The following is a 26,102-nucleotide window of genomic DNA, read 5'->3' as shown; positions in this document are numbered from 1 at the left end:
CCCCTCGCCTGGCGGGCACAGCCGCTCTGCCCGTTCTGCTCAGCTCGTCGACACGATGCCGCGTCGGGTGAACGCCCAAGCGCCCGCCGCGACGAGCACGATCGCGATGGCCGCCATGATCCAGGTGCCGCCCCAATCCGCACTCCCGAGCGGAACGGTGGGCGTGTGGTCGGTCGGCGCGATCTGCCGCACCCAGTCGGGCATCCCGAGCAGGGAACCGAATTCGCCGAGCACGACTCCGATGCCGAATGCGGCCCAGCCGACCGCGGTCGTCGCCCGCGGGAAGACGCCGAACACGAACGCCGTCACAGCCATGTACACGCCCACAGCGGGCAACTGCGCGAGCGCCAGGGCGATCGCCTCGCCGGCCAGCCGCTTGTCGATCCCTGAGAGCGCCCCGCCCATCACCGCACCCGCCAGCACGAGGATTATCGCGGATGCCACGACAGCGACTGATACGAACGACAGGTACCAGCGCAGCCGGCTCACGGGAGTCGCGAGAACGGTCTCCGCATTGGTCGCGGCCTCCTCCTGGCGCAGCCGGATGACCGTCTGCACGGCGGCGCCCGCCACCAGCAGCCCGATCAGCGCGACCATCACGCCGAGGAACACCTCGAGCACCGATCCCGAGCCGCTGCCGACCTTCTTCAACGACGTCTCGATCTCGGGGTTGGCCGCCACGGCATCGTTCAGCGTCTTGCCGAGGCCGGCGATCAGAAGACCACCGACGACTGCCGCAATCCCCCAGCCGATGATCGAACCGCGCTGCAGCCGCCATGCCAGTCCGAGCGGACCACGAAGCGCAGCGGATGCCCACGCGCGGCCCCTCCGCGGCGCGACCAGCCCCGACGAGGTGTCGCGAATGGACTGCAGCCAGAACGAGATCGCGACCAGAACCGCGGCGAGCGCCACGCTGAGCAGTCCGATCCACCAGTAGTTCTGCGTGTACGGGCGGATGCGGAGGCCCCAACCGACGGGGGTGAACCATACCGCAGGGGACGGGGTGACGTACAGGCGATCTGCGGATGCCGTGCCACCTGAATCCGCCGCCGCATTCATCACCCAGAACACCGCGATCGCCGCGATGGCCCAGCCGTTCGCCGCCCGCGAGGTGGAGAAGATCTGCGCGGAAACGAGCCCGATGCCGAAGAACGCGATGCCGGTGCTGGCCAATGCCCAGCCGAGGATGAGCGAGCCGTAACCGTCGTAGCCGGAAAGCGTGGCCACGAGGGCCGAGAGCAGGCCCATCACGATGTTGAGCACGACCGCGTGCACGATCGTCGCCCATGTGCTCGCCACGCGCCCGGCGCGGGTGGCGACGATCAGATCGCTGCGGCCCTGCTCCTCGTCGGCTCTGGTGTGGCGAACGGCGGTGAACGTGTTCATGAACGCCACGAGAAGCATCATGAAGGCGCCGATCTCGGTCATGAAGAACGAACCGGCCGAAGCACCGTCGGGGGCCCCGCGCACAGCGAGCAGCGTGGGGTTCGTGGTGAGCACCTGGATCACTCCGAGGCGCAGCTCGCGCGTTCCGTAGGTGGATGCGAGCGCGCTCACCACGAACAGGATGCTGAGAGCGACCACGACGACCCAGGTCGTGCCGACCATGCGGTCCCGTCGAAGGCGGAACCTCACCAGGGTTCCGAGCGCGTTCATCGCACGGCCTCCAACGAGCTGTCGGCGGCCGTGATCTCGTCGCCGTAGTGCCGCAGGAACAGTTCCTCCAGCGACGGCGGCGTGACCGTCAGCGATTGAACGTCGAGCTGACCGAGGCGCGGGAGTACCGACGCGACGGCGGCGCTGTCGACGGTGAAGTGGATGCGACCGGACGAGACGGCGACGTCGTGCGCGGCCGGGATCGACTCGACGACCGCCGGGTCGATGCCGTCGGCGGCGAACGAGATCTCGGTGCGCGTGAGGTGCCGCATGTCGGCGAGCGTGCCTGACTCGACGGCTCTGCCGGCACGGATGATCGTCACGCCGTCGCACAACGCCTCCACCTCGGAGAGGATGTGGCTGGAGAGCAGGATGCTCGCGCCGTCATCCTTCGCGATGCGCGCCACCTGCTCGGAGAACACCGCCTCCATCACCGGGTCGAGGCCGCTCGTGGGTTCGTCGAGGATGTAGAGCTCCGCGGGCGTCGCGAACGCGGCGACGAGCGCCACCTTTTGCCTGTTGCCCTTCGAGTACGTGCGCGACTTCTTGCGCGGATCGAGCTGGAACGCCTCGACCAGCCGGTCGCGTCGCGCCACGTAGTCGGCGGATCTCGTGTTCGTGCCGCGCAGCCGGGCGATGAGATCGATGATCTCTCCGCCGCTCAGGTTGGGCCACAGGGCCACATCACCGGGCACGTACGCGATGCGCTCGTGCAGTCGTGCCGCCTTTCCCCACGGATCTTCACCGAACACCTGCACGGAACCGCCTGAGGTGTGGATCAGTCCGAGGAGCACACGGATCGTCGTGGTCTTGCCCGCGCCGTTCGGCCCGAGGAACCCGTGCACCTCGCCTTCACCCACTGTGAGGTCGAGCCCGTCGAGAGCCTGGACCCGACCGAACCGCTTCTGCAGCCCGCGGGTCTCTATCACTGAGGTCATGGACGTGACGCTACGCCCGATTCACAAATTTGTGAATCTTCCTAACGGAATCCATACGCACAACGCGAACACGCAGCTTCGGCCGCCCGGGGACGGCCTTAGGGCTATCGCCGGCCGACGGGGACGCGTGCCGTCGTGTTGCCGACGCGGAGCACCGAGGTGAACGCGGCGGGTTCCGCCTGCTCGCCCTCGAGCATCCGCACGATCGCGCGTCCGGCGGCGCGGCCCTTCTCGTACGCGGGCTGCTCGAGCGTGGTCAGCTCGTACGGCCACAGCCCGTCGACGCGTACGCCGTCGAATCCGATCACGCTCAGCTGATCGGGCACGGCGATGCCGAGCTCCTCGGCCGCCCGGATGACCCCGACCGCGAGCAGATCGCTCTGCGCGATGATCGCGGTCGGACGCTCCTCCTCCGGCAGGGACAGCAGCTCTCGGGCTGCTCGACGGCCCTCGTCGACGTAGCTGCCTGCGGCCGCGTACGCCATGGCATCCGGAAACACGAGCCGGGCGCCCTCGAGCCTTTGCAGTGCGGTGGCGGACGAGCTGATGGCCAGCAGCTCGTCGGTGACCCGCCCGCGGTGATGCGTGACATCCAGCGGCAGGGTGATGATGGCGACGCGTTCGTGGCCGAGCTGCTGAAGATGCCGCGCGCCGCGCTCGGTGGCGTCGCGGTTGTCCTGCTCGATGACGAGGATGCCTTCGGCCGGGAACCCCTCGATCGCCACGACTGGAAGCCCCCGGTTGCGCAGCGCCGAGATGCTGTCGGCCAGGCGCGGCGTGCATCCCATCAGCACGGCCGCGTCGATCGGTGCGTCTTCGACGGTGACCGGATGCGCCGGCTGCGTCGGCATGGACTTGACGCCCGCGAGCTGCTGTGCCGGCCCCGCCGCGGCGAGGATGAGCAGGGCGGCATCGATATGCCCGATCTCTTCGGCGATGCCGTCGAACTGCGCGATCTGGATCGGATCGCGGAACGCCTCCCGCACCCGCTCCTCGATGACGACGCCGATGATGCCCGAACGTCCACGCCGCAGCGATCGCGCCCTCGGATCGGGGCCCGCGTAGTGCAACTCCCGCGCTGCGGCGAGAACGCGTTCCCTGGTCGCCTCAGCGACCGGGCCGGATCCGCTGAACGCGAGTGAGGCGGTCGAGGCGGAGACGCCGGCCTTCGCCGCGACATCCGCAAGGGTGGGCCGCGGAGCGTCGTGTTCGGGCATCCGGCTCCCTTCTGACGCCTCCTTGACGGGTCGGCATCCGATTCGCTAGCTTAGGCGAAAGACGCACTCGAATCGATTCGACTCGCCTGGGCTCCCGCGCCTCACTCGGCCGTCGCCTCACCCCGCGTCACCTCCGTCTTCGTCGCCCGGTCTCGGCGGCACCACTCAGATCGAATTCATGGCAACACGCACCGACATCACCAGCTCCCGCACTCGCGTCGCACCCGAGTTGCGGGCCTGGCGCAACGCACTCTTCGTCATCTTCATCGTCAGTGGGCTGTTCCTCTCCAGCTGGGTGTCACGCGTGCCCGGCGTGCGCGACTCGCTGCACCTGCCAACGGATGTCGTGGGCCTGATCCTGCTCGGCGTCTCGGTCGGGGCGATCATCGGCCTCGTCGTCGCCCCGCCTCTGCAGGCGAGGGTCGGCACCAAGCGGGGAATCGCCATCGTCGTGGTCGCGGCCTCGCTCGGCCTTGCGGTCGTCGGTCTGGGCGCCGCCGTGCTCAACTCCTTCCCGGTCGTCGTGCTCGGTCTCGCGCTGCTCGGCCTCGGCAACGGCGCAGTCGACGTGATGATGAACGTCTCGGCGGCGGCCGTCGAGAAACGCATCGGCCGCACGATCATGCCCTTCATGCACGCATGCTTCAGCGTCGGCACCGTCGCGGGAGCAGCCATCGGTGCCGGATGCGCTGCCCTCGGCATCTCGGTGTTCTGGCATTTCGCCGTGATGGCCGTCGTCTGCATCGCGGCCGGCGCCATCGCCGTTCGGTACATCCCGAACACGCAGGACGTCGTGGATCGGGATGCCGCGGCGCAGGCATCCCTCGACTCCTTCGGCGATCCGGCGATCGCCGCCGCCCCGCGCCGGCGCACCTTCCGCGAGACGATCACGTCGCAGCTCACGGTATGGGCCGACTGGCGGCTCGTGCTCATCGGCGTCGTCATGCTCGGCATGGCGTTCACCGAGGGTTCGGCGAACGACTGGATCGCGCTGGCCTCCGTCGACGGGCACGGCCTGAGCAACGCCGGCGGCGCGCTCGTGCTCGATGTGTTCGTCGCGGCCATGACCGTCGGGCGAGTCGCGGGCGGACCGGTCGTCGACCGCATCGGCCGGGTCTGGGCAATCCGCCTGACGGCCGCGTTAGGGGTGGCCGGCCTGCTGCTCTTCATCCTCATGCCCGTGCCCTGGGCGTACGTCATCGGTGTCGTGCTCTGGGGTCTCGGGGCATCGCTCGGGTTCCCGCTGGGAATGTCGGCCGCCGCAGACGACGAGCAGAACGCCACTGCTCGAGTCTCCGCCGTGGCGATGATCGGCTACCTCGCGTTCCTCGCAGGCCCGCCGATCATCGGGTTCCTGGGCCAGCAGTTCGGCATCCTGAACGCGCTCTACGTCGTGCTCGTGCTGCTCGTCGCCGCATTCGTGTGCGCGCCCGCCCTCAGGCACCGCGAACCGAAGGCGGGCACTGCCGCGCAGCGCCGCCCGGCCTGAGAGCTAGCCCGCCATCCGTTAACCTCGACTGGTGCGGTTGGTTGTTGCTCGGTGCTCGGTGGACTATGCGGGGCGCCTCAGCGCGCACCTGCCTCTGGCGACCAGGCTCCTCGTGCTCAAAGCAGACGGCAGCGTGCTCGTGCACTCCGACGGCGGCTCGTACAAGCCGCTCAACTGGATGAGCCCGCCGTGCACGCTCAGCGCCTCTGAGCCCGACGAGGCCCAGTCGGATGCCGGTGCCTCCGAGATCTGGACGGTCACCCACTCCAAGACCTCCGACCGTCTCATCGTCAGCGTGCACGAGGTGCTGCACGACTCCGAACACGAGCTGGGGATCGATCCCGGACTGCAGAAGGATGGCGTCGAGGCTCACCTGCAGAAACTGCTGGCCGAGCAGATCCACCGCCTCGGCGACGGGCACACGCTCGTGCGCCGGGAGTACATGACGGCGATCGGACCGGTGGACATCCTCGCCCGCGACGCCGACGGACGTTCCGTCGCCGTTGAGTTGAAGCGACGGGGTGATATCGACGGCGTCGAACAGCTCACGCGATATCTCGAGCTCATGAACCGCGATCCGCTTCTCGCACCCGTCTCGGGTGTATTCGCCGCGCAGGAGATCAAACCTCAGGCGCGCACGCTCGCGGAAGACCGCGGCATCCGTTGTGTCGTTCTCGATTACGACGAGATGCGCGGAATCGACGACTCGCTCAGCCGGCTGTTCTGAGTAATGCGGTGTTTGCGGGGAATGCGCCTATGAATTGGCGCGGTATTCCTCCAGCAGCGCCGCAGGAATGCGACCTCGGTCCGAGATCTTGTGCCCGCGGGACCGCAGCCATTCGCGAGCCGCGCCCAGGTCTTCCTTCGAGTTGCGGGACGAACGAGCGGGAGCGGATGCTGAGCGGCTGCCGCGCAGCGACCGGCGGCCCGCGTCTTGGAATGGGCGGAATGCGTCGCGAAGCTTGCGCGCATTCGCATCGTTGAGGTCGATCTCATAGGAGACGCCGTCGAGAGCGAAAAAGACGGTCTCTCCCTTTCCGTCTTCGATTTCCACGCCATCGATATCGTCGACCAGAACCACTGTGGTTTTCTTCGCCATGCGATAACCATACGCAATTGCATTGCTGCAGCGATAGCGCGAAGGGTGAATAGGCCATTCGCGAATGCACCTGCCGCGCATTACCTCGAATCGAACGCCGAGACGGAGGTCGGCGCTGGGCCCCCATCGCCGTGTGGAGGCGGCACTCGACAAAAGGTCGTAGCATGGCCGAGCCATGAGTACCCCGACTTCGATCATGAGCGAACACACCCCCGAGATCACGAGAACGTGGTCTGCCGTGCTGTTCGACCTCGACGGCACCCTGACCGACTCCGCCCCCGGCATCACCCAGTCCCTAGCTGGAGCGCTGGAGGAGATCGGCCACCCGGTCGCCGACCCCGACTCCCTCACCGTGCACGTCGGTCCGCCGCTGCACGAGACGATGCGCGCCCTCGGCCTCGACGAGAGCGAGGCGATTGCCGCCACCGCTGCCTATCGCGCCCGTGCCGACTTCACCGACCTGCACGGCAACGCCGTCTTCCCCGGCATGCTCGGCCTGCTGCGCGCGCTGCGCGATGCGGGCATCCCGATCGCCCTGGCGACGAGCAAGCCCGTCGGCCGCGCCACTCGCATCCTCGAGCACTTCGGTCTGCGCGAGTACTTCGACGTGGTGGGCGGGTCGCCAGACACCGCCCACAACAGCACGAAGGCGGATGTCATCCGCTGGGTTCGCGAGCAGCTCGAGGCCAAGGGACACGACACGAGCAACCTCGTGATGGTGGGCGACCGCGGTCACGATGTGCTCGGCGCCGCGGCCAACGACATCCCCTCGATCATCGTCGAGTGGGGCTACGGCTCCCCGGTCGAGGCCGTCGGCGCGACGGCAGTGGTGCACTCGGCAGACCAGCTGCGCGGGCTGCTGCTTCGGTAGCTCAGCGCGCCAGACGCTCCACGATCCGGCCGTACAGCCGCGGCAAGCGGACGGCGGCCGGCACGATGGCCGGGCGCAGCGGTGACCGCGCTGCGGCGACGAGACCGCTGGTCAGCATCCGGAAGTCACGCGTGATCGTCGTCCAGTCCCGCTCGTAACGCGCAGGATCGTCCGCGGCGATCGCCGCCACGGCGGCCTTCGCCTGATCCATCCCGAGGCGCAGACCCTCACCGGTCAGGGCGTCGACGTACCCTGAAGCGTCCCCTACCAGCAGAATGCGCCCTGCCGTTCGCGCGCGCGTGCGCTGCAGCAGCGGGCCCGCGCCGCGCACCTGCCCGAGCTGCGCCGCAGAATCCCCACGGGCATCCGCATGCAGGAGCCCGGCGAGCTCGGGCTCGTCGGCGAGCGCCGCCCCGAAGTCGGCGCCTCGGCGCGCCAGCAGCGCGACGCCCACCAGCTCGAGCCCAAGCGGCGTCACATAGAACTCGCCGTGCCGTGTCCAGCGCACCTCGATGAGGTCGCTCCACGGGGGGACGCCGAAGTGCCTGCGCAGCCCGAATCGTCGAGCGGATGCCCGCTGCGGCCGCGCCGTGAGCCCCGCCAGGTCGCGCACACGGGAATGCAGGCCGTCGGCACCGATGAGGTGACCGGCCGTGATCGCATCGAGCTCGGGGCCCGCGATCGTGACCTGTGTGTCGTGCGCGCTGACGGCATCCACTCGCGCCCGGATCACGGGGATGCCCCGCTCGGCGACACGCGCCGCGATCGCCGCGTGCAGCGTCGTTCGGGCCACACCCCGGCCGGGCCCGTTGCGAAAGCGGTGCTCCGCGCGAGCCCGCCCCTGGATATATGCGACGCCTCGCAGCTGCGCACCGGGCGGCTCCAGCCCGAGCTCACGCAGCAGACGCCAGGCGCCCGGCATGAGCCCTTCGCCGCACGACTTGTCGATGGGCGTCTCACGCGGTTCGATCACGACCGGCTCGAGGCCGGCATCGGCGGCGAACAGCGCACAGGCGAGCCCGACCGGACCCCCGCCCACGATGGCCACGTTCACGTCGGGCGTCACGGGAGCTCGCTCCTCCGTGTGGGGGCCGGCTTCCGACCCACGTCAGGCGCCGTCCGGCACGGCGTCCGTGTGCAGCTGCGCCAGAGCGCGCTCCTCCGCCGGGATGCGGAAGCCCCAGAGCAGCACGGCGTTGAGTGCCGTGAACGCGAGAGCCGTGATCCAGCCGGCGTAGACGAGCGGCAGCGCGATGCCGTCGAGTGCGACCGCCAGGTAGTTCGGATGCCGCAGCCAGCGGTACGGTCCGCGTCGCACCGCTCCCGCTCCAGGGATCACGATGACGCGCACGCTCCACTGCCGGCCGAGCGTGCTGATGCACCACCATCGCAGAGCGTTCGCGACGACGAGCAGCGCCAGCATGGGATACCCCAGCCACGGCAGAAACGCACCGGCGAGCCACGCCTCGAGCAGGCATCCGATCAGCAGCGCGACGTGCAGGGCGATCATCGGCGGCAACTGCCGGCGCGCGTACTCGCGGCCGCCGTGCGCCAGCGACCAGCGCGCGTTACGGGCGGAGACCACGAGTTCCGCGAGTCGCTCCAGGCCGACCAGGAGCACGAGCGCCGTGTACCACGTCACGCGGCGATCCCGGTGGGCGCGGGCGCTGACTCGTCATCGGCTGCCCAGTGCAGCAGCACGAGCTCCGCGGTCACGCCAGGGCCGAGCGCGAACAGCAGTCCGGTCTCATCCGGAACCGGGCTCCGCAACGACTCGGCGAGGATGCCCAGCACGGCCGCCGACGACTGGTTGCCGGCAGAGGCGAGTGCGCGCCAGCTCGGCTCGAGCGCCGCATCGGTGAGTCCGAGCGCCTGCGCGAATGCCTCCAGCACCTTCGGACCACCCGGATGCGCCAACCACGTCGTGACGCCTGCGACCGTCAGCCCGTGGTCGCCGAGCAGCGCGTGCACGTCGTTCGCGAAGTGCCGGCCGATCACCTCCGGCACGCCTGCGCTGAGCACGATGCGGAACCCGGTGCCGCCGATGTCCCACCCGATCACGTCTTCGGTCTGCGGGTACAGGCTGCTCCGGGTGCCGACGACGTCCGGCCCCGACAACCCGCGGTCGCGCGCGAACGCATCTCCCACCACGACGACCGCCGCGGCACCGTCGCCGAACAACCCGCTGGCGACGATGTTCGCCATCGAGTCGTCGCCGCGCTGAACGGTGAGCGAGCAGAGCTCCACCGAGACGAGCACGGCGACGTCGTGCGGATGCCCCACCAGATAGTCGTGCACCCTCGCGAGCCCGGCGGCGCCGGCGACGCAGCCCAGACCGAACGACGGCAGCCGCTTCACGTCCGGCCGCATTCCCACGCGGGTGGCGAGCTGGGCGTCGATGGACGGCGCGGCGACGCCGGTCACCGAGGTGAACAGCACGAAGTCGACCTCGTCGGCGCGGATGCCCGCGGCGGCCAGCGCATCCGTCGTCGCCCGCTCCGCCAGGTCGGTGCCCGCCGCGATGAAGAGATCGTTCGCCTCGTGGAACGAGTCGAGACCCGCATACCGGTCGAGTTCCATGACCAGGTTGCGAGTCTGCACGCCGGCGGACGCATGGATGCGGCGCAGCAGCGCGGCCCGCAGCGGATCGTGCGTCAGCAGCGGTTCGAGCACCCGCGTGATCTCCGCCTGAGAGTAGCGGTGGGCGGGGACGGCAGGCGCTGCCGCCACGATACGGGACACGTAGGGCAAGCTACCACCGGGCTCGGGCGAGGTCAGGGGCTTGCGGCAGACCCCCAGCGACGCAGAGGATGCCTCAGTCGCGCTTCGGGAGCTGCTGCAGTGTCCAGCGGTTGCCGTCGGGATCGCTGAAGGTGACGAAGCGGCCCCAGGGCTGCTCGTCGACCTCGCTGGCGTCGACGCCGTTCTTCAGCAGGTGCGCGCGTGCGGCATCCGCGTCGGCGATGACGATCTGCACGCTGCGCTGGCTGCCGACGGGCATGTCGACGAGTCCCTTGCCGAACGCGATGGAGCACGCCGAGCCCTGCGGCGTGATCTGCACGAACCGGATGTCATCGCTGACGGTCTGGTCGTGGTCGACGTTCCAGCCGAGCTGATCGGCGTAGAAGCGCTTGGCACGGTCGACGTCGGAGACGGGCACGAACACGAGCTCGATCTTCCAATCCATGGTCTGTTCCCTTCGTTCGGACCGGAGCACTCCGGCCGCGTTCCTGATGTGTTGGCTACACCGTATTCGGCCTTCCGGTCACTTTCTGTCCTGAATGAGAAGAGAATCGGTTCATGGCCGCCACCGCATCCCGCGTGCTCGAACTGCTCTCGCTGCTGCAGACCCATCGCCAGTGGCCGGGGCCCGAGCTCGCGGATCGGCTAGGCGTGACCGAGCGCACGCTCCGCCGCGACGTGGAGCGACTGCGCGGCCTCGGATACCGCGTCGACGCGGTGCGCGGAACCGCAGGCGGGTACCGTCTGGAGGCCGGTTCCCATCTCCCGCCTCTGCTTCTCACCGAGGACGAGGCTGTGACCATCGCCGTCGGCCTGCGCTCGGCCGTCGCGCAGGGATTGGTCGATGGTGAACACACCACTTTGAGCGCACTGGCCAAGTTCGAGCAACTGCTGCCACCCGCACTTCGGGCCAGAACGGATGCCCTCGCCTCCGCCCTGCGCACCTCGCCTTCGGGAGGCGTCCCGGTCGCCGCCGACCTGATCGGCACTCTGGCGCTGGCGTGCCGCGACGCCGAGCGCATCCGGTTCGCCTACCGGTCACGCGACGGCAATGAGACCAGCCGCAGCGTGGAGCCGCACGCCGTCGTCTCGCACGGGCGCAGTTGGTTCCTGCTCGCATGGGACCGCGATCGTGAGGACTGGCGCACGTTCCGTCTCGATCGCATCGCGGATGTCTTCGGCACCAGGGTGCGCTTCCCACCGCGCCCGGTTCCCGGCGGCGATGCTGCGGGCTACGTGCGCACGGGCATCCGTTCGGTGCGGGCCCCGCTGCGGCTCGACGTCGTGCTGCACGCAAGCATCGAGGATGTCCGCATGTGGCTGGGCGAGTGGGGTGCCGGTCTCGTCGACGAGGGCGGTGACCGCTGCGTGTGGCCGCTGTCGGGTGAGTCCGTCGCGCACCTCGCCTCCATGCTGGCCTGGGTGCCAGGCGATCTCGGGTTCGAGCTGCGCGGCGACCACTCCTTGCTGAGGCAGGTCTCGAAGGCTGCGAAGCGGGTCGCAGCGGCCGCACGCTGGAGCGAACGCGGGGCGCACGCCGCTGCTCGTGCGGAGACAGGAGACGGGCCGTCGGTATAGTGCCAGCATGACCGACGCAGCAGGTTCGCAGGCCGCCGGCGCGGCATCCTCCCGTCCGTTGATCGCCGGCGTCGTGGCCGACGTGCCCGACGTCGTCATCACCGAGGCAGCGGCGATGGCCGCTCAGCTCGGCACTACGATCGTGTTCGCCACGGTCGAGCCGCTGCGCTACTCGATCAGCACGTTGCCGGATGGCTCTGTGCTTTCGATGCCGCTCGATCCCGACGTGGCCGACACCCAGGAGGAGACGTTCGATCCCGACCTCGTGGCGCGCATCCGGTCGCTGGTTCCGGATGCCCAGCCCGAGTTCGTCGCACGCGCGGGCGATCCGGCGATCGAGCTCGCCCGGCTGGCCGAGGAACGGGACGCGCGCGCGATCGCGGTGGGCACCCGCAAGCCCGGATTCCGGGCGAGTCTCGAGGAGTTCCTCGCCGGTTCGATCGCCGTCAGCCTCGCCCACAATCAGGCAAGGCCGGTGATCGTCATCCCCGTCGCGCACACCGTCGAGGGCCACGATCCCGCACGGCGCGTTCCGTCATCAGACGCTTCGTGACCCCTCGGCCTCATCCCACCGGACCGGGAGCGACTCCGCGGTCCAGGCCGCTGCACCTGAATCCTCTGGCGATGCTCGTCGTCTTCGTCGGCGGAGGGCTCGGCACGCTGGCGCGCTATCTCATCTCGCAAGCACTGACCCCGATTCCGGTCCCGCCGTTCACGGGGCCCACCGTTGGATGGTTCATCGGCGGCATTCCCGTCGCCACGCTCCTCGTCAACGTCGTCGGCGCGTTCCTCCTCGGATTCTTGCTCGGCGCGATCGCCCGTCGTGGTACCGAATCGCGTCGGGGACGCACGCTTCGCCTGCTCATCGGCACCGGATTCATGGGAGGGTTCACGACGTTCAGCTCGCTCGCCGTCGAGACCGTAGGGCTGGCGGGCGGCGCCGGCACCTGGCTCGCCGCCGGGTACTCGATCGCCACTCTGCTCATCGGACTCGCGGCGTCGCTCGGCGGGATCGCGCTCGGGGCACGGTGGACCCGGCCACGGGCATCCGGTGCGGCGCGCAACACGAAGGCGTCGCCGTGACTCCGGATGCGCTCGTCGGCACACCGTTGCTGGCCGCCCTCGTCGCGATCGGCGGGGGACTCGGCGCGGTCGCCAGGTTCGTGCTCGATGGCGTGCTGCGCACCCGGCTGCGCTGGGTCGTTCCGGCCGGAACGCTCCTCATCAACGTGAGCGGGTCGCTGCTGCTCGGGTTCCTCACCGGACTCTCGGCCTTCCACGCGGCACCCGATGACTGGCGCATCATCCTCGGCACCGGCTTCCTCGGCGGATACACCACGTTCTCCACGGCGAGCTTCGAGACCGCGCGGCTGCTCATGGAGCGCAAGGGGGTGGCATCCGTCGTCAACAGCCTCGGGATGCTCGTGCTCAGCGTGCTCGCTGCCGCGGCCGGACTTGCGCTCGCGGCGCTGTAGGGGTCGAGCAGGTTTCGCACCGTGCTCCGTCGTCAGCCCTGCTGGGCGCTCGACCTGTCGCGGCCGTCTTTGTCGGTGCGCACGCTCCAGCGACCCTCGACGCGCGTGATGGTCAGCGGGTATTCGAGGGCTTCGCTGACGAGCGATCCGGTGAGCACGGCGTCCGCGTCGCCCTGCGCGAGCACTCGTCCGTCGCGCAGCAGCATTGCGTGAGTGGTCGACGCTGGCAGCTCCTCGAGGTGGTGGGTGACGAGCACGCTCGCGAGATCCGGATGCCTGGCCCTCAGCTCGTCAACTCGGTCGAGCAGGTGCTCACGTGCGGCGATGTCGAGTCCGGTCGTCGGCTCGTCGAGGAGCAGCAGGTGCGGGTCGGGCATCAGGGCGCGGGCGATCAGTGCTCGACCGCGCTCGCCCTGGGAGAGGTTGGGCCAGCGGGCATCCCGCCTCGCCGTCATGCCCATCAGCTCGATGAGCTCGTCGATGCGGATGCGCTCGGCGGGCGTCGGCTGCCACCGCATCATGAGCTCCTGGGTTCCCGTGGCACCGGTGGCGACCACCTCGCGCACGGTCAGCGGCGACCGCACCTCGTGACGCGGATTGACGTGCCCGATCAGCGATCGCAGCTCGCGCAGGTCGACCCGGCCGAGACGGCGGCCGAGCACGTCGACGCTTCCCGCCGTCGGATGCTGCACCGCGCCCAGCAGGCTGAGCAGCGTCGACTTGCCCGCGCCGTTCGCGCCGATCAGCGCCCAGTGCTGCCCGCGATCCACCTCGAGCGAGATACCGGACAGGATGTCGCGCCCCTGCCGCACGAAGGACACATCTGACGCGGTGAGGATTCGTTCGGGCACAGAACCATTCTGGCGGACAGCACCGCGGCGGTTGAGTGACGAGTCACCGCTGGGCGACGTCAGCGCTGGGCGGCGTGCTCGCCGGCGTGGCGCGGCAGGAGCGCCGCCTCCACGATCGGGAAGACCAGCAGGAGCGCCACCACCGCGAGCGCCCAGCGGTAGCCGAGCCAGGCATCCGCCGGTCCGAGCGCGGATGCCGCCGTCGTGGTGAGCCGCACGATGAGCGCGGCCACCGCGATGCCGATGCCCACCGCGACCTGCTGCATCGTCGAGGCCAGCGTGTTGGCCGAGCTCATCAGATCGCTGGGCACGTCGGCGAACTGCAGCGAGTTGTAACCGCTGAAGCCGATCGAGCGGAACACCCCGCTGAGGAACAGCAGGAATGCGATCGCCCACAACGGCGTGGCGGGATCGATGAAGACGCACGCCACATAGACGACGGCCCCGAGCAGGTTGCTGCCGACGATGACGTGCTTGAACCCGAACCGCCGGATGAGCGGAGTCGTCACCGGTTTGATCGCGATGTTGCCGACGAACACGGCTCCGACCAGCAGTCCCGCCTGCGCGGCGCTCCAGCCGAAGCCCACCTGGAACAGCAGCGTGAACAGGAACGGCGCCGCGCTGATGATGAGCCGGTACACGCCGCCGCCTACATTCCCCACGCGGAATGTACCGATCCGCAGGGCCGAGAAGTCGAGCAGCGGATGCCTGCCACGACGCATCCAGATCACTCCGGCAATGCCCGCCCCGGCTGCGATCACCAGGTAGGCCGCCGCCCACGCCCAGTTCGTCGAACTCGACCCGACCTCCTCCATGCCGAGTACGAGAGCGGCCAGCGCGACGCCGGCGAGCCCGAATCCGGCCCAGTCGAGCCGACGCGCCTGGGGTGCTGGCGAGTTCGGCACGATCTTCAGCGCGACGACGAAGGCGACGACACCGAACGGGATGTTGATGAGGAATATCCACGGCCATCCGACCGTGTCGGTCAGCACTCCTCCGAGCGCGGGGGCGACCACGGGAGCGACCAGCCCCGGCCACGTGAGGTAGGCCATGGCATCCAGCAGGTCGCGCCGGTCGAGTCCGCGGAGCACCGCGAGGCGTCCGACCGGCACCATCATCGCGCCGCCCACGCCCTGCAGCACGCGCGCAGCCGTGAGCTCCGGGAGGTTGCCGGAGAGTGCGCACAGCGCGGATGCCACGGTGAAGATCGCCAGCGCCGTCGCGAAGATCCTGCGCTCCCCGAATCGGTCGGCGAGCCATCCGCTCATCGGAACACATACCGCGACCGTGAGCAGATATGCCGTCATGGCAATATTCAGATCGACAGCGCGCACACCGAAGTCGTGCGCCATGGCGGGGGCGGCGGTCTGGATGATCGTGCCGTCGAGGTTCTCCATCGAGAGCCCGACCGCGGCGAGCAACGCAAGCGGCCGGTTCAAGGTCGCTGATCGGGGCACCGTGCAAGTCTGCCGGACGTTCACCGTCTGCGGTGCACGGGCCACGATTGTGGCATGGCGTCTGCGCCGCTCAGACGGTCGATCGGCTCGAGCTCGCCCGCTTCGCCGCGCCCATGTAGTGGTCGACCAGCGGCACGAATATGCCGTCGACGACGTCGTCGATGAATTCGTCCGTCACGGTTGCCTGGGTCATGAGCAGTTCGTGCCTCATCAGGTCGAACGGAAGGTTCTGAACCCGCTCCGGGACGATATCGAGGTCGATCTCGCCGCGTTCCTGAGCGCGGGTCAAGACGACGCTGCTCCACAGCGTCCTCTGCCCGAGGAGCCGCTCCCGCACGGCAGCGAGCGACATGCCCGATTCGCTGAACAGGCCGGCGAGCTGCGCACTCAGCATGACCGCCATCTCGACGCGTCTCTCGCTCGCGATCCGCAGCAACGCGCGCAGGTCCTCCGCGAGCGTTCCGGTGTCGGGGACATCGATGGGATCTGCGTCGTAGTGATGCCGGATGGCCGCCAGCACGAGCGAGCCGCGGTCGGGCCAGCGACGGTAGAGCACCGGCCGGCTCGTGTGCGCGCGCTCGGCGACGGCGTCGAACGTCAATCCGTTGTAGCCCTTCTCGGTCAGCTCGTCCCAGGCGGCGTCGAGCAGCGCGTCCTCCAGCGCGGCGCCTCGGCGACGGGTGGCAGGAGCATCCGATTCAAGATCCACTTGTGTATCTTAGCGCGAACGCGTATTCTTCCTTCTTAGATACATATGTGTATCTAAATGAGGAGTAGCGGTGAGCATCAAGACACAGACCCGGCCTGCGGTGGACGCATCCGTCAAGCGCACGACGACCGCACTGGTCGTCGGAGTTCTGGCGGTCGTGTTCGACACGACGATCATGAGCGTCGCACTGCACTCGCTCTCGAAAGACCTGCACGTTCCGGTCTCGACCATCCAGTGGGTGACCACGGGCTACGTGCTCGCCCTAGCGGCCACCGTTCCGCTCAGCGCGTGGGTGCAGCAACTCATCGGAGGCAAGCGGGCGTGGATGTTCGCACTCACCCTCTTCCTGCTCGGCTCCGTGCTCTGCAGCGTGTCGTGGAACGCCGAGAGCCTTATCGCGTTCCGCGTCGTGCAGGGGGTCGGCGGCGGACTCATGCTTCCGCTGATGCAGACGATCGTGATGCAGGCGGCCGGCGGCAACAACCTCGGACGCGTCGCCGCGGCCGTCGGGCTCCCGGCCATGCTGGGCCCGATCCTCGGGCCCGCGGTCGGTGGCGTCATCCTGAACTGGCTCGACTGGCGGTGGATCTTCTGGGTCAACGTGCCGTTCTGCGTCGTCGGGCTGTTCCTCGCCTGGCGGATGCTCCCGCGAGACGTCCGCGCTGCTAGCCGGCCAAGGCTCGACGTCATCGGCATGGTCCTCTTGCTGCCCTCCCTGGTGGCGCTGCTGCTGGGCCTCTCCAACTCGGCAGGCGGCGAGGGATTCGGAGCGACGGATGCCTGGCTGCCGCTCGCGATCGGCGCCGTTCTGCTGGCCGCGTTCGTCGTCTACGCGCTGAGGCGAGGCGACCGCGCGCTGGTAGACATCCGCCTGCTCCGCCACCGGTCGGTGTGGTCGGGATCGGCGCTGCTGTTCCTCTCCGGGCTCGCCGCGTACGGGATCATGCTGCTGCTCCCTCTCTATCTGCAGCAACTGCGCGGATTCGACGTGCTCGCCGCCGGTCTCTTCCTCGTTCCGCAGGGTCTCGGCACGCTCGCCAGTCGCTCCCTCGCAGGCCGGCTCACCGACAGGATGGGCGCCCGCTGGGTCGCGGTCATCGGCTTCGCCATCGTCGGCGCCGCGACTGTGCCGTTCGCGTTCAGTACGGCGACGACGAACGAGTGGCTGCTGATGGCCGTGCTGTTCGTGCGCGGTTTCGGCCTCGGCGCCATCGTGATGCCGCTCATGGTGGCGTCGTTCCAGGGGCTGGCGTCGTCGGACATCCCGCACTCGAGCATCATCACGCGCACGGCGCAGCAACTCGGCGGATCGTTCGGCACCGCGGTGCTCGCGGTCATCCTGCAGTCGGGCCTGACCGCCCACGTGGCGCAAGGCACGTCAGGCGTTGCGACCGCGTACGACCAGGCCTTCTGGTGGTCGATCGGGTTCACGGCCCTCGCCGTGGTTCTCTCGCTCGCCCTGCCCGGCCGCCCGGCGCCCGCACCCTCCGTTACGGTCACATCGGCTCAGGTCGCAGTTTCTGTCGCGAAAACCGATCCGAACCGACCGAAAGTGCGACCTGAACTCGACGAAGTGGGCGACGCCACCCGCTGACCGCGATCAGGCGGCGAGCAGGCGCTCCGTCTCGGCAAGCAGGATCGCCGTGCACAGACCCTCGAGCGCCTCGACGAGCTCCGACAGCGGCGGCATCGTCGGTGCGATGCGGATGTTCGCATCGCGCGGGTCCTTCTTGTACGGATACGTCGACCCGGCCGGCGTCACCGCGATGCCTGCCTGCGCGGCGAGCGCGATCGCTCGCTCGGCGCATCCGTCGTGCACGTCGAGGCTCACGAAGTAGCCACCGGTCGGCGTGGTCCAGGTTCCCGCGTCGTACGGTTTCAGCCGCCGCTCGAACACCTCGGAGACCGCCTCGAACTTGGGCGCGACCAGCTCGCGGTGGCGGCGCATGTGCGCCTCCAACCCGGCGGCATCCTTCAGGAATCGCACGTGCCGAAGCTGGTTGATCTTGTCCGGCCCGATCGACTGCGCCGCCGCATGGCTCAGGTACCACGACACGTTCTCCGGCGACGAGCCGAAGAACGCGACCCCGGCGCCCGCGAACGTGACCTTCGAGGTCGAGGCGAACACGAAGACTCGGTCCGGGTTCCCCGCCTCCGCGGCTAGCGACAGGATGTCGATCGGCTCGGGCACGTCGTCGGCGAGGTGGTGCACGGCGTATGCATTGTCCCAGAAGATGCGGAAGTCCGGGGCCGCCGGCAGCGACACGAGCGCGCGCGCGACCTCTTCGCTGTAGATCGCACCCGACGGGTTCGAGTGCACGGGCACGCACCACATGCCCCGGATCGTCGGGTCCTCCGCCAGCAGCCGCTCCACCTCGGCGAGGTCGGGTCCGTCATCCGTCATCGGTACCGGGATCATCCGGATGCCCAGATGCTCGGTGATCGTGAAGTGGCGGTCGTAACCCGGCACAGGGCACAGGAAGCTGACGGTGTCTTCGCGCGACCACGGCCGCGCGCTCTCCGGCAGGCCGTGCAGCATGGCGTGCACGACGACGTCGTGCATCACGGTCAGGCTGGAGTTGCCGAGCGCCAGGAGCTGCGGGACGGGGACCTTCAGCACGTCGGAGAAGATCGCGCGGAGTTCCGGCAGCCCCTTCGGGTTCGAGTAGTTGCGCAGGTCGTTGCCGGATTCGTCGCGGAAATCGTCGCCACCAGGAAGCGAGAGCAGCCCGTTCGCGAGGTCGAGCTGCTCCGGCGACGGCTTTCCGCGTGTGATGTCGAGCGAGAGTCCGCGCTTCACGAGCGCGTCATACTCAGCGGCGAGCTGCGAGTGCAGTTCGCGCAGTTCGGCGGAAGACAATTCGGCGAGCGCGGTCACCCTTGAATCGTAATCGGCGACGTATACCCCGGCCGTGCCGTGTCGCCGCCCGATCCGCCCGAACGAACTCAGGCGACCCCACCATAGTCGGCGGAGACCACGATCGGCAGGTGGTCCGAGTCGCCGCGCGGCAGGGTCTCTACGTTGCGAACATCCAGCCCGGCGGAGGTCACGAAGTCGAAGTGACCCTTGAAGAACTTGTAGCGGGTGTACGTCTTGCGGTCGCTGAGCGACATGTCATAGCCGGATGCCTTCACCCGCTCCCCCAGCGACTGGGTGAAGAACGGGTAGTTGTAGTCGCCGACCATGAGGGTCGGTGCGCCGTGCCCGAGCCGCAGCAGCTCGGCGTGCGCGGCATGGATCTGCGTGCGGCGCAGGGAGTTCAGGGCCGTCAGCGGAGCCGCGTGGAACGACGCGACGACGACCTCGTTCCCTGTGACGGCATCCTCGAGCAGGGTACCGACGAGACGCTCGTGCGCCGGGGCGAGCACCCGATCGTGCAACGACTTCTTCAGCTCGTACGTGTCGGTCTCGCGCAGGTGAAAGCGGTCCTGTCGGTAATAGACCGCGAGGCCCAGCCGGTTGCGCTTCGTGGAGTCCGCGAGCACCAGGGTGCCGACCTCGTTCGGCAGCACCGTGGTGTCGGCCTCCTGCAGGCACATCACATCCACAGCGGTGGATTCCGCAAGGTCGATCAGCTCGCCCGTCGCGCGATTCTTACGGAGGTTGTAGCTGAGTACTCGTATCAGGGCGATCACTTCTTTTATTGCTGCGGCCGGTGACGCGATGATACCCGGGCGGCGTGAGCACCGTGTGAACGGATGCCGTCATCCGGCTTTGCAACACCCGCCCGCGGACCACCGCTCAATCGTCGTCGACCCAGTCGAAGGTCTTCGTGACCGCCTTCTTCCAGGTGCGGTACAGCCGCTCGACCTCGTCGCGATCAGGGGTCGGCTCCCACCGTGCGCCCTCCTGCCAGTTCGCGCGCAGCTCGTCGCAGTCCTTCCAGAAGCCGACAGCCAGGCCGGCGGCGTAGGCCGCGCCCAGAGCCGTGGTCTCCGCGACCGTCGGACGCACGACCGGGATGCCCAGAACATCCGCCTGTAACTGCATGAGCAGGTCGTTCGCGGTCATGCCGCCGTCCACCTTGAGCTCGTTCAGCCGCGTGCCGGTGTCCTGCTCCACCGCCTCGAGCACATCGCGGGTCTGGTACGCGGTCGACTCCAGAGCAGCCCTCGCCAGATGCGCCTTGTTCACGAAGCGGGTGAGTCCCACGATCGCGCCGCGGGCATCCGGTCGCCAGTATGGCGCGAAGAGCCCCGAGAACGCGGGCACGATGTAGGCGCCGCCGTTGTCGTCGACGGATGCCGCCAGCTTCTCCACCTGCTTCGCGTCGCTGATGATGCCCAGATTGTCGCGCAACCACTGCACGAGCGATCCGGTGACGGCGATGGACCCCTCCAGCGCGTACCGCGGAGACTCGTCGCCGAGACGGTACGCCAGCGTGGTGATGAGGCCGTTCCGGCTGTGCACGATCTCTTCGCCCGTGTTCACGATGACGAAGTTGCCGGTGCCGTAGGTGTTCTTCGACTCGCCTGCCTCGAACGCCGCCTGGCCGAACGTCGCGGCCTGCTGGTCACCGAGGATCCCCGCGATCGGCGTCTCCCGCAACAGGCTGTGCGATTCCGCCTCGCCGTAGACCTCACTGGACGAGCGGATCTGCGGAAGCATCGACCGCGGAACGCCGAACGCGTCGAGGATGTCGTCGCGCCAGTCGAGCGTCTTCAGGTCCATGAAGAGAGTGCGGGAGGCGTTCGTCACATCCGTCGCGTGCACGCCGCCGTGCTTGCCGCCGGTGAGGTTCCACAGCACCCAGGTGTCGGTGGTGCCGAACAGCAGCTCGCCGCGCTCGGCCCGTTCGCGTGCGCCGTCGACGTTCTCGAGGATCCACGCGATCTTCGTGCCGGCGAAGTACGTGGCCAGGGGCAGGCCGACGGCATCCGAGAACCGGTCGGTGCCGCCGTCGGCGGCCAACCGGTCGACGATCGGTTGCGTGCGGGTGTCTTGCCAGACGATCGCGTTGTATACCGGTTTTCCCGTGTGCTTGTCCCACACGACGGCGGTCTCGCGCTGATTCGTGATGCCGACCGCAGCCAGGTCGTGCCGGGTGAGGTTCGCCTTGCCGAGGGCCACCCCGACGACCTCGCGCGTATTGCGCCAGATCTCCATCGGATCGTGCTCCACCCGTCCGGCGCGCGGGAAGATCTGCTGGTGCTCGAGCTGCCCGACCGCGACCACGCTCCCGGCGTGATCGAACACGATTGCCCGGGTGCTCGTCGTTCCCTGGTCGATGGCGAGGATGTGCGTCGGCATTCTCGCAGGCTAACGCGCGCGCTCGCCCCATCGTCTTCGCCGGGCTGAGTACCTCGGCAGCGGAATTGCGGTCCCGACGTGTCGCTATTCGCTTCTCCGGCGACACGAGCAGACCGGAAAGTTCGCGTCTCCTTGTTCTTTACGAGGAAACCTCAACGGCGTACCGTTGGACGCACGCTTTTCCGGCCGAGCGCATGCCTCAGCCGGGCGAAGACGCCGGCGCCGTGCGGATGGCGCGCACAGCCCCGCCGGCGCCGTGCTCTGCCGGGCTCGTGTCGTCGTGACGATGTCTCGTGTCTGCGCTAGCGTCGGGTGACCTTCCGATCCCGACGAGAGTCCCGAATGCCCTCCGAGAACGTTCCGCGTGCGCGAAATGCCATCCGCCGCACCGTCGCCGCGCTGTGCCTCGCCGCAGCCGGCATCCTGCTCGCCGGCTGCGCCACGGATGCCTCGGCCTTCCCCGGCGCGGATAGCACCGCGAGCGCGACTCCCGGCGGTTCCTCCGATGGCACGACAAGCCCGGCCGCGGGAACGGCCCTCGCCGAGCTCGCGACCATTCCCGTCAAGGGCAAGGCGCCGCGCACCGGATACGACCGGGTCGGCGACTTCGGGTCTGCCTGGAAAGACGTGGACCACAACCACTGCGACACTCGCGACGATGTGCTCGCGCGCGACCTCACAGATGTCATGAAGCGCGGGACGTGCACTGTCGAGTCGGGCGTGCTGAGCGACCCGTACACCGGCAAGACGATCCACTTCGTGCGGGGCGTGCAGACCTCCGCGCTCGTGCAGATCGACCACGTTGTGCCGCTCTCGAACGCGTGGCAGACGGGCGCGCAGCAGCTCACGCAGCAACAGCGGGAGACGCTCGCGAACGATCCGCTCAACCTGCTCGCGGTCGACGGCCCGACGAATGAGGGCAAGGGCGACGGAGATGCCGCCACCTGGCTGCCGCCGAACCGCGGCTTCTGGTGCGACTACGCGGCGCGGCAGGTCTCGGTGAAGGCGGCGTACCATCTGTGGGTGGCGCCCGCGGAGCACGACGCGCTCCAGCGCATCCTCGGCGGATGCCCCGCGCAAGCCGCCCCGACGTCGACGCTGGCTCGCACGGTCGGGCTCGGGTGAGGCTGCAACTCGGCGGAGGTCTCGGGATGCACGTGCTCGGCATCGTCGCGTGACATGCGGTCACCCTGCGTGCCTCGTGAAACCAGGCCTCTAACTCCCACCGGCATAGGCGGCGAGCGCGGCGCCCACCGTCTCGTCCCGGAAGCGGAAGCCGTCGTTCAGCAGCGCGGCAGGGAGCATCCGCTGACTGCCCAGCATCAGCTCCTGGGCGGCATCCTGCAGTGCGAGGCGGAGCGCGAACGCGGGAGCCTGCACCCCGTACGGGCGACGCAGTTCCCGCGCGAGAGTGCGCATGAACTCCGCCTCGGTGGCCGGAGTCGGCCCGGCGAAGTTCACGGGTCCGCTCAGGTCGGATCCGACGACGTGAGCGATCGCCGCCACCTCGTCGTGCAGGCTTATCCACGGCCACCACTGCCGTCCGCTGCCGATCGGCCCGGCGAGTCCGGCGAGGGCGAGCAGGCGCAGCGGCGGCATCGCGCCCGACGGCCCGACGACGAGCCCGGTGCGCACGAAGGCGACGCGCGCGACATCGGATGCCCGCCACGCCTCCGCCTCCCATGCATCCACCACGGCGGAGAGGAAGCCGTCGCCGCGCGGCGAACTCTCCGTCAGGTCCTCATCGCCGCGGTCCCCGTAGTACCCAACCGCCGACGCACTCACGAGAACACGCGGCGGCCTCTGCGCCACGTGGATCGCGTCGACGATGGTGCGCGTGACATCCAGTCGAGACTCGAGGATGACCTTCTTATAAGAAGGAGTCCACGGCAGCCGGCTCGTCGGTGCTCCGGCCAGACTGACAACCGCGTCCGCGCCGTTCAGCGCGGCCGGATCGAGGATGCCCGCAGTCGGTTCCCACTGCACCTCGTCCTCGCCGCGTGGCGGCCTCCTCACCAGTCGCACGACCTCGTCACCGGATGCGCGCAGCCGCTCGGCGAGCGCAGACCCGATCATCCCCGAAGCACCGGCGATCACGATGCGGCGTCTGCGGCGCCTGGCAGTCGAACTCACGCACCTAAACTAGATGTTCTCCCGCTCCGCCAGCCGTGAAAGGCACATCCATGCCCGATCAGAATGCGCTCGACGCCGTCATCGCCCTCGCCCGCCACCGCGGGTTCGTCTTCCAGTCGGGCGAGATCTACGGCGGATCGCGGTCGGCGTGGGACTACGGCCCCCTCGGCGTGGAGCTGAAGGAGAACATCAAGCGGCAGTGGTGGCAGACCATGATCACGAGCCGGGACGACGTGGTCGGCCTCGACTCCAGCGTGATCCTGCCGAAGCAGGTGTGGGTGGCATCCGGTCACGTTGGCGTCTTCAACGACCCGCTCGTGGAGTGCCTGCACTGCCACAAGCGCTTCCGCGAAGACCACCTCATCGAGGCGTTCGAGGCGAAGAAGGGCCGCGCGCCCGAGAACGGTATGGGCGACATCGTCTGCCCGAACTGCGGCACCCGTGGCCAGTGGACGCCGCCGCGCGACTTCAACATGATGCTCGAGACCTACCTCGGCCCCGTGAAGGATGAGTCGGGTCTGCAGTATCTGCGCCCCGAGACCGCGCAGGGCATCTTCGTGAACTTCGCGAACATCGTGCAGGCATCCCGCATGAAGCCGCCGTTCGGCATCGGCCAGATCGGCAAGAGCTTCCGCAATGAGATCACGCCGGGCAACTTCATCTTCCGCACCCGCGAGTTCGAGCAGATGGAGCTCGAGTACTTCGTGGAGCCGGGCGACGACGAGAAGTGGTTCGACTACTGGATCGACAACGCCTGGAACTGGTACATCGACTTGGGAATCGACCCGATGAACCTGCGGCGGTACGAGCATCCGAAAGACAAGCTCTCGCACTACTCGAAGCGCACGATCGACATCGAGTACCGCTTCGGCTTCACCGGCGGCGACTGGGGCGAGCTGATGGGCGTTGCCAATCGCACCGACTTCGACCTCTCCACGCACACCGAGCACTCCGGCAAAGACCTGTCGTTCTTCGACCAGGGACGTAACGAGCGCTACCTGCCGTACGTCATCGAACCCGCGTTCGGCCTGACCCGGTCCCTGATGGCATTCCTGGTGGATGCCTACCACCAGGAGGAGGCGCCGAATGCGAAGGGCGGCACCGACATCCGTACCGTGCTCAAGCTCGACCCGCGCCTTTCGCCGGTGAAGGCGGCCGTGCTTCCGCTCTCCCGCAACGAGAATCTCTCGCCGCTTGCGCGCAAGCTCGCCTCCGACCTGCGACGCCACCGCAACGTCGAGTTCGACGACTCCGGCGCGATCGGCCGCCGCTACCGCCGTCAAGACGAGATCGGCACCCCGTACTGCGTGACGGTGGACTTCGACTCGCTCGACGACAACGCGGTCACCGTGCGCGACCGCGACACCATGGGCCAGGAGCGCATCCCGATCGAGGGACTGGATGCCTACCTCACGGAGCACCTGCGCGAGCGGTGACGCTTATCCAGCAACCCCTTACCGAATCCTGACATTCGCGGAGGGTGCGGTGAACGTGCGCGGTGTTGCCTTGTCCGCGTGACGAACGCACCAGGTGACATCCCGCCGACCGGTCGGCAGCAGGCACCGCAGGCCGGTCCTCCCGCGCCGCGCCGCCGCAATTGGCGCATTCCGCTGATCGTCGCCGTCGCCGTGGTCGGCGGGCTGGCCATCGCGGGAGCCTCCTCGGCGACGACCCTGGCGATCAGTTCGGCGTCCGCGTCGCATCCGATGACGACGCAGGATGCGGCATCCGTCAACACCGCGGGCTTTCCGACCGGCGGCAAGAACCCCGGCATCTTCACCGACCGTTGCCCGATGACGATGGAGGCCCCGAACGACCCGATCATGATGCCCGGCATGACCGGAGCATCCATGCAGCACGACTTCTTCGGCTTCACGCGACCGACCGCCTCCACCGTGACCACCGATCTCGTCGGCAAGCCGACATCGTGCACCACCACAGCGGACTCGTCCGCGTACTGGCTGCCCGTTCTCTACCAGAACGGCAAGGCGCTCAAGCCGTCCAGCGCGCTGATCTACTGGCGTGCGCCGGCCACGACCGCGAAGCACGTGCAGGCCATGCCGCAGGGCATGACGATGATCGCCGGCAATGAGAAGGCCACGACGCCGCAGAGCGATCAGATCATCGACTGGACGTGCACGCAGGGCAAGAACGAGAAGGCATCCGCCCGATCGGATGCCCCGCACGACTGCGCAGACGGCCACTTCCTGCGACTCATCGTGACGTTCCCGAACTGCTGGGACGGCCACAGCTTGAACGGCAAGGGCCAGCAGAACGTGGTCTACGCGAGCAAGGCCGGCGCTTGCCCTTCGTCGCATCCGGTGCAGATTCCGCAGATCGTGTTCCACGTGTACTACCCGACGCACAGCGGCAGCGGCATCACCCTTTCCATCGGGCCGAACAACCAGGGACCGGCGACCACCGGACACGCCGACTTCATGAACGGCTGGAATCAGCAACGCATGAACGCAGACACCGCCGCCTGCATCGACACGCAGACCCGCTGCGGACCCGTCACCGGACCGGATGCCATACCGCAGGGTGGCAAGGCGGAGCCCGCCGCGAAGGCGCACACCCGCCGGCGCCACGGGATGCACAGGGGAACGGCGACGCCCACCCCCATGCCGTCGATGTGA

26 protein-coding genes are annotated in these 26,102 nt (G+C 68.6%); 11 read left to right on the top strand and 15 right to left on the bottom strand.

Features of this window, described 5'->3' with window-relative positions; genetic code table 11:
- Positions 1-39: 39 nt before the first annotated feature.
- From ACYVI5_RS18630 to ACYVI5_RS18620, 3 genes are all read right to left on the bottom strand, one after another.
- A complete protein-coding gene (locus tag ACYVI5_RS18630) occupies positions 40-1,656 on the bottom strand; it encodes an ABC transporter permease (RefSeq protein WP_460581551.1) in 1,617 nt (538 codons plus the stop codon).
- Positions 1,653-2,594: an ABC transporter ATP-binding protein gene (locus ACYVI5_RS18625; protein ID WP_460581550.1), complete on the bottom strand. Its 942-nt coding sequence runs from the start codon at positions 2,592-2,594 to the stop codon at positions 1,653-1,655. The genes ACYVI5_RS18630 and ACYVI5_RS18625 overlap by 4 nt, the downstream gene beginning before the upstream one ends.
- A 104-nt stretch (positions 2,595-2,698) precedes the next feature.
- Positions 2,699-3,811: a LacI family DNA-binding transcriptional regulator gene (locus ACYVI5_RS18620; protein ID WP_460581549.1), complete on the bottom strand. Its 1,113-nt coding sequence runs from the start codon at positions 3,809-3,811 to the stop codon at positions 2,699-2,701.
- Between the two features lie 178 nt (positions 3,812-3,989).
- Between ACYVI5_RS18620 and ACYVI5_RS18615 the strand changes: the two genes are divergently transcribed.
- Positions 3,990-5,300, top strand: a complete 1,311-nt coding sequence (locus ACYVI5_RS18615) for an MFS transporter (protein WP_460581548.1) — start codon at positions 3,990-3,992, stop codon at positions 5,298-5,300.
- 31 nt (positions 5,301-5,331) lie between these two features.
- Positions 5,332-6,027, top strand: coding sequence for an endonuclease NucS (nucS, locus tag ACYVI5_RS18610; protein WP_460581547.1), 696 nt, complete (start codon positions 5,332-5,334; stop codon positions 6,025-6,027).
- 27 nt (positions 6,028-6,054) lie between these two features.
- On the opposite strand, the gene ACYVI5_RS18605 is transcribed toward nucS, so the two are convergent.
- A complete protein-coding gene (locus ACYVI5_RS18605; RefSeq protein ID WP_460581546.1) occupies positions 6,055-6,399 on the bottom strand; it encodes a histone-like nucleoid-structuring protein Lsr2 in 345 nt (114 codons plus the stop codon).
- Positions 6,400-6,574: 175 nt separating this feature from the next.
- Here ACYVI5_RS18605 and ACYVI5_RS18600 point away from each other — a divergent pair, with 175 nt between their 5' ends.
- A complete protein-coding gene (locus tag ACYVI5_RS18600; RefSeq protein ID WP_460535249.1) occupies positions 6,575-7,270 on the top strand; it encodes an HAD hydrolase-like protein in 696 nt (231 codons plus the stop codon).
- A gap of 1 nt (position 7,271) precedes the next feature.
- On the opposite strand, the gene ACYVI5_RS18595 is transcribed toward ACYVI5_RS18600, so the two are convergent.
- From ACYVI5_RS18595 to ACYVI5_RS18580, 4 genes are all read right to left on the bottom strand, one after another.
- The gene (locus ACYVI5_RS18595; RefSeq protein ID WP_460581545.1) at positions 7,272-8,336 is read right to left on the bottom strand and encodes an NAD(P)/FAD-dependent oxidoreductase; all 1,065 of its coding nucleotides are present in this window, start codon (positions 8,334-8,336) and stop codon (positions 7,272-7,274) included.
- A gap of 42 nt (positions 8,337-8,378) precedes the next feature.
- Positions 8,379-8,912 carry an isoprenylcysteine carboxyl methyltransferase family protein gene (locus ACYVI5_RS18590; protein ID WP_460581544.1) on the bottom strand — a complete coding sequence of 178 codons (534 nt, stop codon included), beginning with the start codon at positions 8,910-8,912 and terminating at the stop codon, positions 8,379-8,381.
- Positions 8,909-10,012 carry a type III polyketide synthase gene (locus ACYVI5_RS18585; RefSeq protein WP_460581543.1) on the bottom strand — a complete coding sequence of 368 codons (1,104 nt, stop codon included), beginning with the start codon at positions 10,010-10,012 and terminating at the stop codon, positions 8,909-8,911. The genes ACYVI5_RS18590 and ACYVI5_RS18585 overlap by 4 nt, the downstream gene beginning before the upstream one ends.
- A gap of 73 nt (positions 10,013-10,085) precedes the next feature.
- The gene (locus ACYVI5_RS18580) at positions 10,086-10,457 is read right to left on the bottom strand and encodes a VOC family protein (RefSeq protein WP_460535240.1); all 372 of its coding nucleotides are present in this window, start codon (positions 10,455-10,457) and stop codon (positions 10,086-10,088) included.
- 113 nt (positions 10,458-10,570) lie between these two features.
- Here ACYVI5_RS18580 and ACYVI5_RS18575 point away from each other — a divergent pair, with 113 nt between their 5' ends.
- The 4 genes from ACYVI5_RS18575 to crcB all read left to right on the top strand — a co-directional run bounded on the left by ACYVI5_RS18575 (position 10,571) and on the right by crcB (position 13,065).
- Positions 10,571-11,590, top strand: coding sequence for a helix-turn-helix transcriptional regulator (locus ACYVI5_RS18575; protein WP_460581542.1), 1,020 nt, complete (start codon positions 10,571-10,573; stop codon positions 11,588-11,590).
- 7 nt (positions 11,591-11,597) lie between these two features.
- Positions 11,598-12,143: a universal stress protein gene (locus tag ACYVI5_RS18570; protein WP_460581541.1), complete on the top strand. Its 546-nt coding sequence runs from the start codon at positions 11,598-11,600 to the stop codon at positions 12,141-12,143.
- Positions 12,144-12,214: 71 nt separating this feature from the next.
- A complete protein-coding gene (locus ACYVI5_RS18565; protein ID WP_460581540.1) occupies positions 12,215-12,673 on the top strand; it encodes a fluoride efflux transporter FluC in 459 nt (152 codons plus the stop codon).
- Complete coding sequence (gene crcB / locus ACYVI5_RS18560; protein WP_460581539.1) at positions 12,670-13,065, top strand: fluoride efflux transporter CrcB; 396 nt, start codon at positions 12,670-12,672, stop codon at positions 13,063-13,065. The genes ACYVI5_RS18565 and crcB overlap by 4 nt, the downstream gene beginning before the upstream one ends.
- Before the next feature lie 32 nt (positions 13,066-13,097).
- Here crcB and ACYVI5_RS18555 read toward each other — a convergent pair whose 3' ends face one another.
- The 3 genes from ACYVI5_RS18555 to ACYVI5_RS18545 all read right to left on the bottom strand — a co-directional run bounded on the left by ACYVI5_RS18555 (position 13,098) and on the right by ACYVI5_RS18545 (position 16,082).
- Positions 13,098-13,916: an ABC transporter ATP-binding protein gene (locus ACYVI5_RS18555; protein ID WP_460581538.1), complete on the bottom strand. Its 819-nt coding sequence runs from the start codon at positions 13,914-13,916 to the stop codon at positions 13,098-13,100.
- A 59-nt stretch (positions 13,917-13,975) separates the two neighbouring features.
- On the bottom strand, positions 13,976-15,373 hold the full coding sequence (locus ACYVI5_RS18550) for an MFS transporter (protein ID WP_460535227.1): 1,398 nt from the start codon (positions 15,371-15,373) through the stop codon (positions 13,976-13,978).
- A gap of 70 nt (positions 15,374-15,443) precedes the next feature.
- On the bottom strand, positions 15,444-16,082 hold the full coding sequence (locus ACYVI5_RS18545; RefSeq protein ID WP_460581537.1) for a TetR/AcrR family transcriptional regulator: 639 nt from the start codon (positions 16,080-16,082) through the stop codon (positions 15,444-15,446).
- Between the two features lie 70 nt (positions 16,083-16,152).
- Here ACYVI5_RS18545 and ACYVI5_RS18540 point away from each other — a divergent pair, with 70 nt between their 5' ends.
- Positions 16,153-17,676 carry an MDR family MFS transporter gene (locus tag ACYVI5_RS18540; RefSeq protein WP_460581536.1) on the top strand — a complete coding sequence of 508 codons (1,524 nt, stop codon included), beginning with the start codon at positions 16,153-16,155 and terminating at the stop codon, positions 17,674-17,676.
- Positions 17,677-17,682: 6 nt separating this feature from the next.
- Here the strand turns inward: ACYVI5_RS18540 and ACYVI5_RS18535 are convergent, their stop codons facing one another.
- The 3 genes from ACYVI5_RS18535 to glpK form a co-directional block, all read right to left on the bottom strand.
- Positions 17,683-18,960 (bottom strand): PLP-dependent aminotransferase family protein, encoded by a 1,278-nt coding sequence (locus ACYVI5_RS18535; protein WP_460581535.1) that lies wholly within the window; start codon positions 18,958-18,960, stop codon positions 17,683-17,685.
- 68 nt (positions 18,961-19,028) lie between these two features.
- Positions 19,029-19,706, bottom strand: a complete 678-nt coding sequence (locus ACYVI5_RS18530) for an endonuclease/exonuclease/phosphatase family protein (RefSeq protein ID WP_460581591.1) — start codon at positions 19,704-19,706, stop codon at positions 19,029-19,031.
- Between the two features lie 118 nt (positions 19,707-19,824).
- On the bottom strand, positions 19,825-21,333 hold the full coding sequence (gene glpK, locus ACYVI5_RS18525) for an FGGY family carbohydrate kinase (protein WP_460581534.1): 1,509 nt from the start codon (positions 21,331-21,333) through the stop codon (positions 19,825-19,827).
- Between the two features lie 342 nt (positions 21,334-21,675).
- Here glpK and ACYVI5_RS18520 point away from each other — a divergent pair, with 342 nt between their 5' ends.
- Entirely contained in the window at positions 21,676-22,458 is a 783-nt protein-coding gene (locus tag ACYVI5_RS18520) for an HNH endonuclease family protein (RefSeq protein ID WP_460581533.1), read from the top strand.
- A gap of 90 nt (positions 22,459-22,548) precedes the next feature.
- On the opposite strand, the gene ACYVI5_RS18515 is transcribed toward ACYVI5_RS18520, so the two are convergent.
- The gene (locus ACYVI5_RS18515) at positions 22,549-23,466 is read right to left on the bottom strand and encodes a TIGR01777 family oxidoreductase (RefSeq protein WP_460581532.1); all 918 of its coding nucleotides are present in this window, start codon (positions 23,464-23,466) and stop codon (positions 22,549-22,551) included.
- Positions 23,467-23,516: 50 nt separating this feature from the next.
- Between ACYVI5_RS18515 and ACYVI5_RS18510 the strand changes: the two genes are divergently transcribed.
- Both ACYVI5_RS18510 and ACYVI5_RS18505 read left to right on the top strand, forming a co-directional pair.
- Positions 23,517-24,902: a glycine--tRNA ligase gene (locus ACYVI5_RS18510; protein ID WP_460581531.1), complete on the top strand. Its 1,386-nt coding sequence runs from the start codon at positions 23,517-23,519 to the stop codon at positions 24,900-24,902.
- A 78-nt stretch (positions 24,903-24,980) separates the two neighbouring features.
- Positions 24,981-26,102: a DUF1996 domain-containing protein gene (locus ACYVI5_RS18505; RefSeq protein ID WP_460581530.1), complete on the top strand. Its 1,122-nt coding sequence runs from the start codon at positions 24,981-24,983 to the stop codon at positions 26,100-26,102.

Source organism: Humibacter ginsengisoli, from assembly GCF_054780095.1.
Note: the sequence above shows the minus strand (reverse complement) of the source record. Positions and strands in the feature narration are given on the sequence as shown.

Bases quoted from the DNA above. Each gene is read 5' to 3' on its own strand.
- ACYVI5_RS18630 (WP_460581551.1), bottom strand. From the start codon at position 1,656: ATGAACGCGCTCGGAACCCTGGTGAGGTTCCGCCTTCGACGGGACCGC.
- ACYVI5_RS18625 (WP_460581550.1), bottom strand. From the start codon at position 2,594: ATGACCTCAGTGATAGAGACCCGCGGGCTGCAGAAGCGGTTCGGTCGG.
- ACYVI5_RS18620 (WP_460581549.1), bottom strand. From the start codon at position 3,811: ATGCCCGAACACGACGCTCCGCGGCCCACCCTTGCGGATGTCGCGGCG.
- ACYVI5_RS18615 (WP_460581548.1), top strand. From the start codon at position 3,990: ATGGCAACACGCACCGACATCACCAGCTCCCGCACTCGCGTCGCACCC.
- ACYVI5_RS18605 (WP_460581546.1), bottom strand. From the start codon at position 6,399: ATGGCGAAGAAAACCACAGTGGTTCTGGTCGACGATATCGATGGCGTG.
- ACYVI5_RS18600 (WP_460535249.1), top strand. From the start codon at position 6,575: ATGAGTACCCCGACTTCGATCATGAGCGAACACACCCCCGAGATCACG.
- ACYVI5_RS18580 (WP_460535240.1), bottom strand. From the start codon at position 10,457: ATGGATTGGAAGATCGAGCTCGTGTTCGTGCCCGTCTCCGACGTCGAC.
- ACYVI5_RS18575 (WP_460581542.1), top strand. From the start codon at position 10,571: ATGGCCGCCACCGCATCCCGCGTGCTCGAACTGCTCTCGCTGCTGCAG.
- ACYVI5_RS18570 (WP_460581541.1), top strand. From the start codon at position 11,598: ATGACCGACGCAGCAGGTTCGCAGGCCGCCGGCGCGGCATCCTCCCGT.
- ACYVI5_RS18565 (WP_460581540.1), top strand. From the start codon at position 12,215: ATGCTCGTCGTCTTCGTCGGCGGAGGGCTCGGCACGCTGGCGCGCTAT.
- glpK (WP_460581534.1), bottom strand. From the start codon at position 21,333: ATGCCGACGCACATCCTCGCCATCGACCAGGGAACGACGAGCACCCGG.
- ACYVI5_RS18520 (WP_460581533.1), top strand. From the start codon at position 21,676: ATGCCCTCCGAGAACGTTCCGCGTGCGCGAAATGCCATCCGCCGCACC.
- ACYVI5_RS18510 (WP_460581531.1), top strand. From the start codon at position 23,517: ATGCCCGATCAGAATGCGCTCGACGCCGTCATCGCCCTCGCCCGCCAC.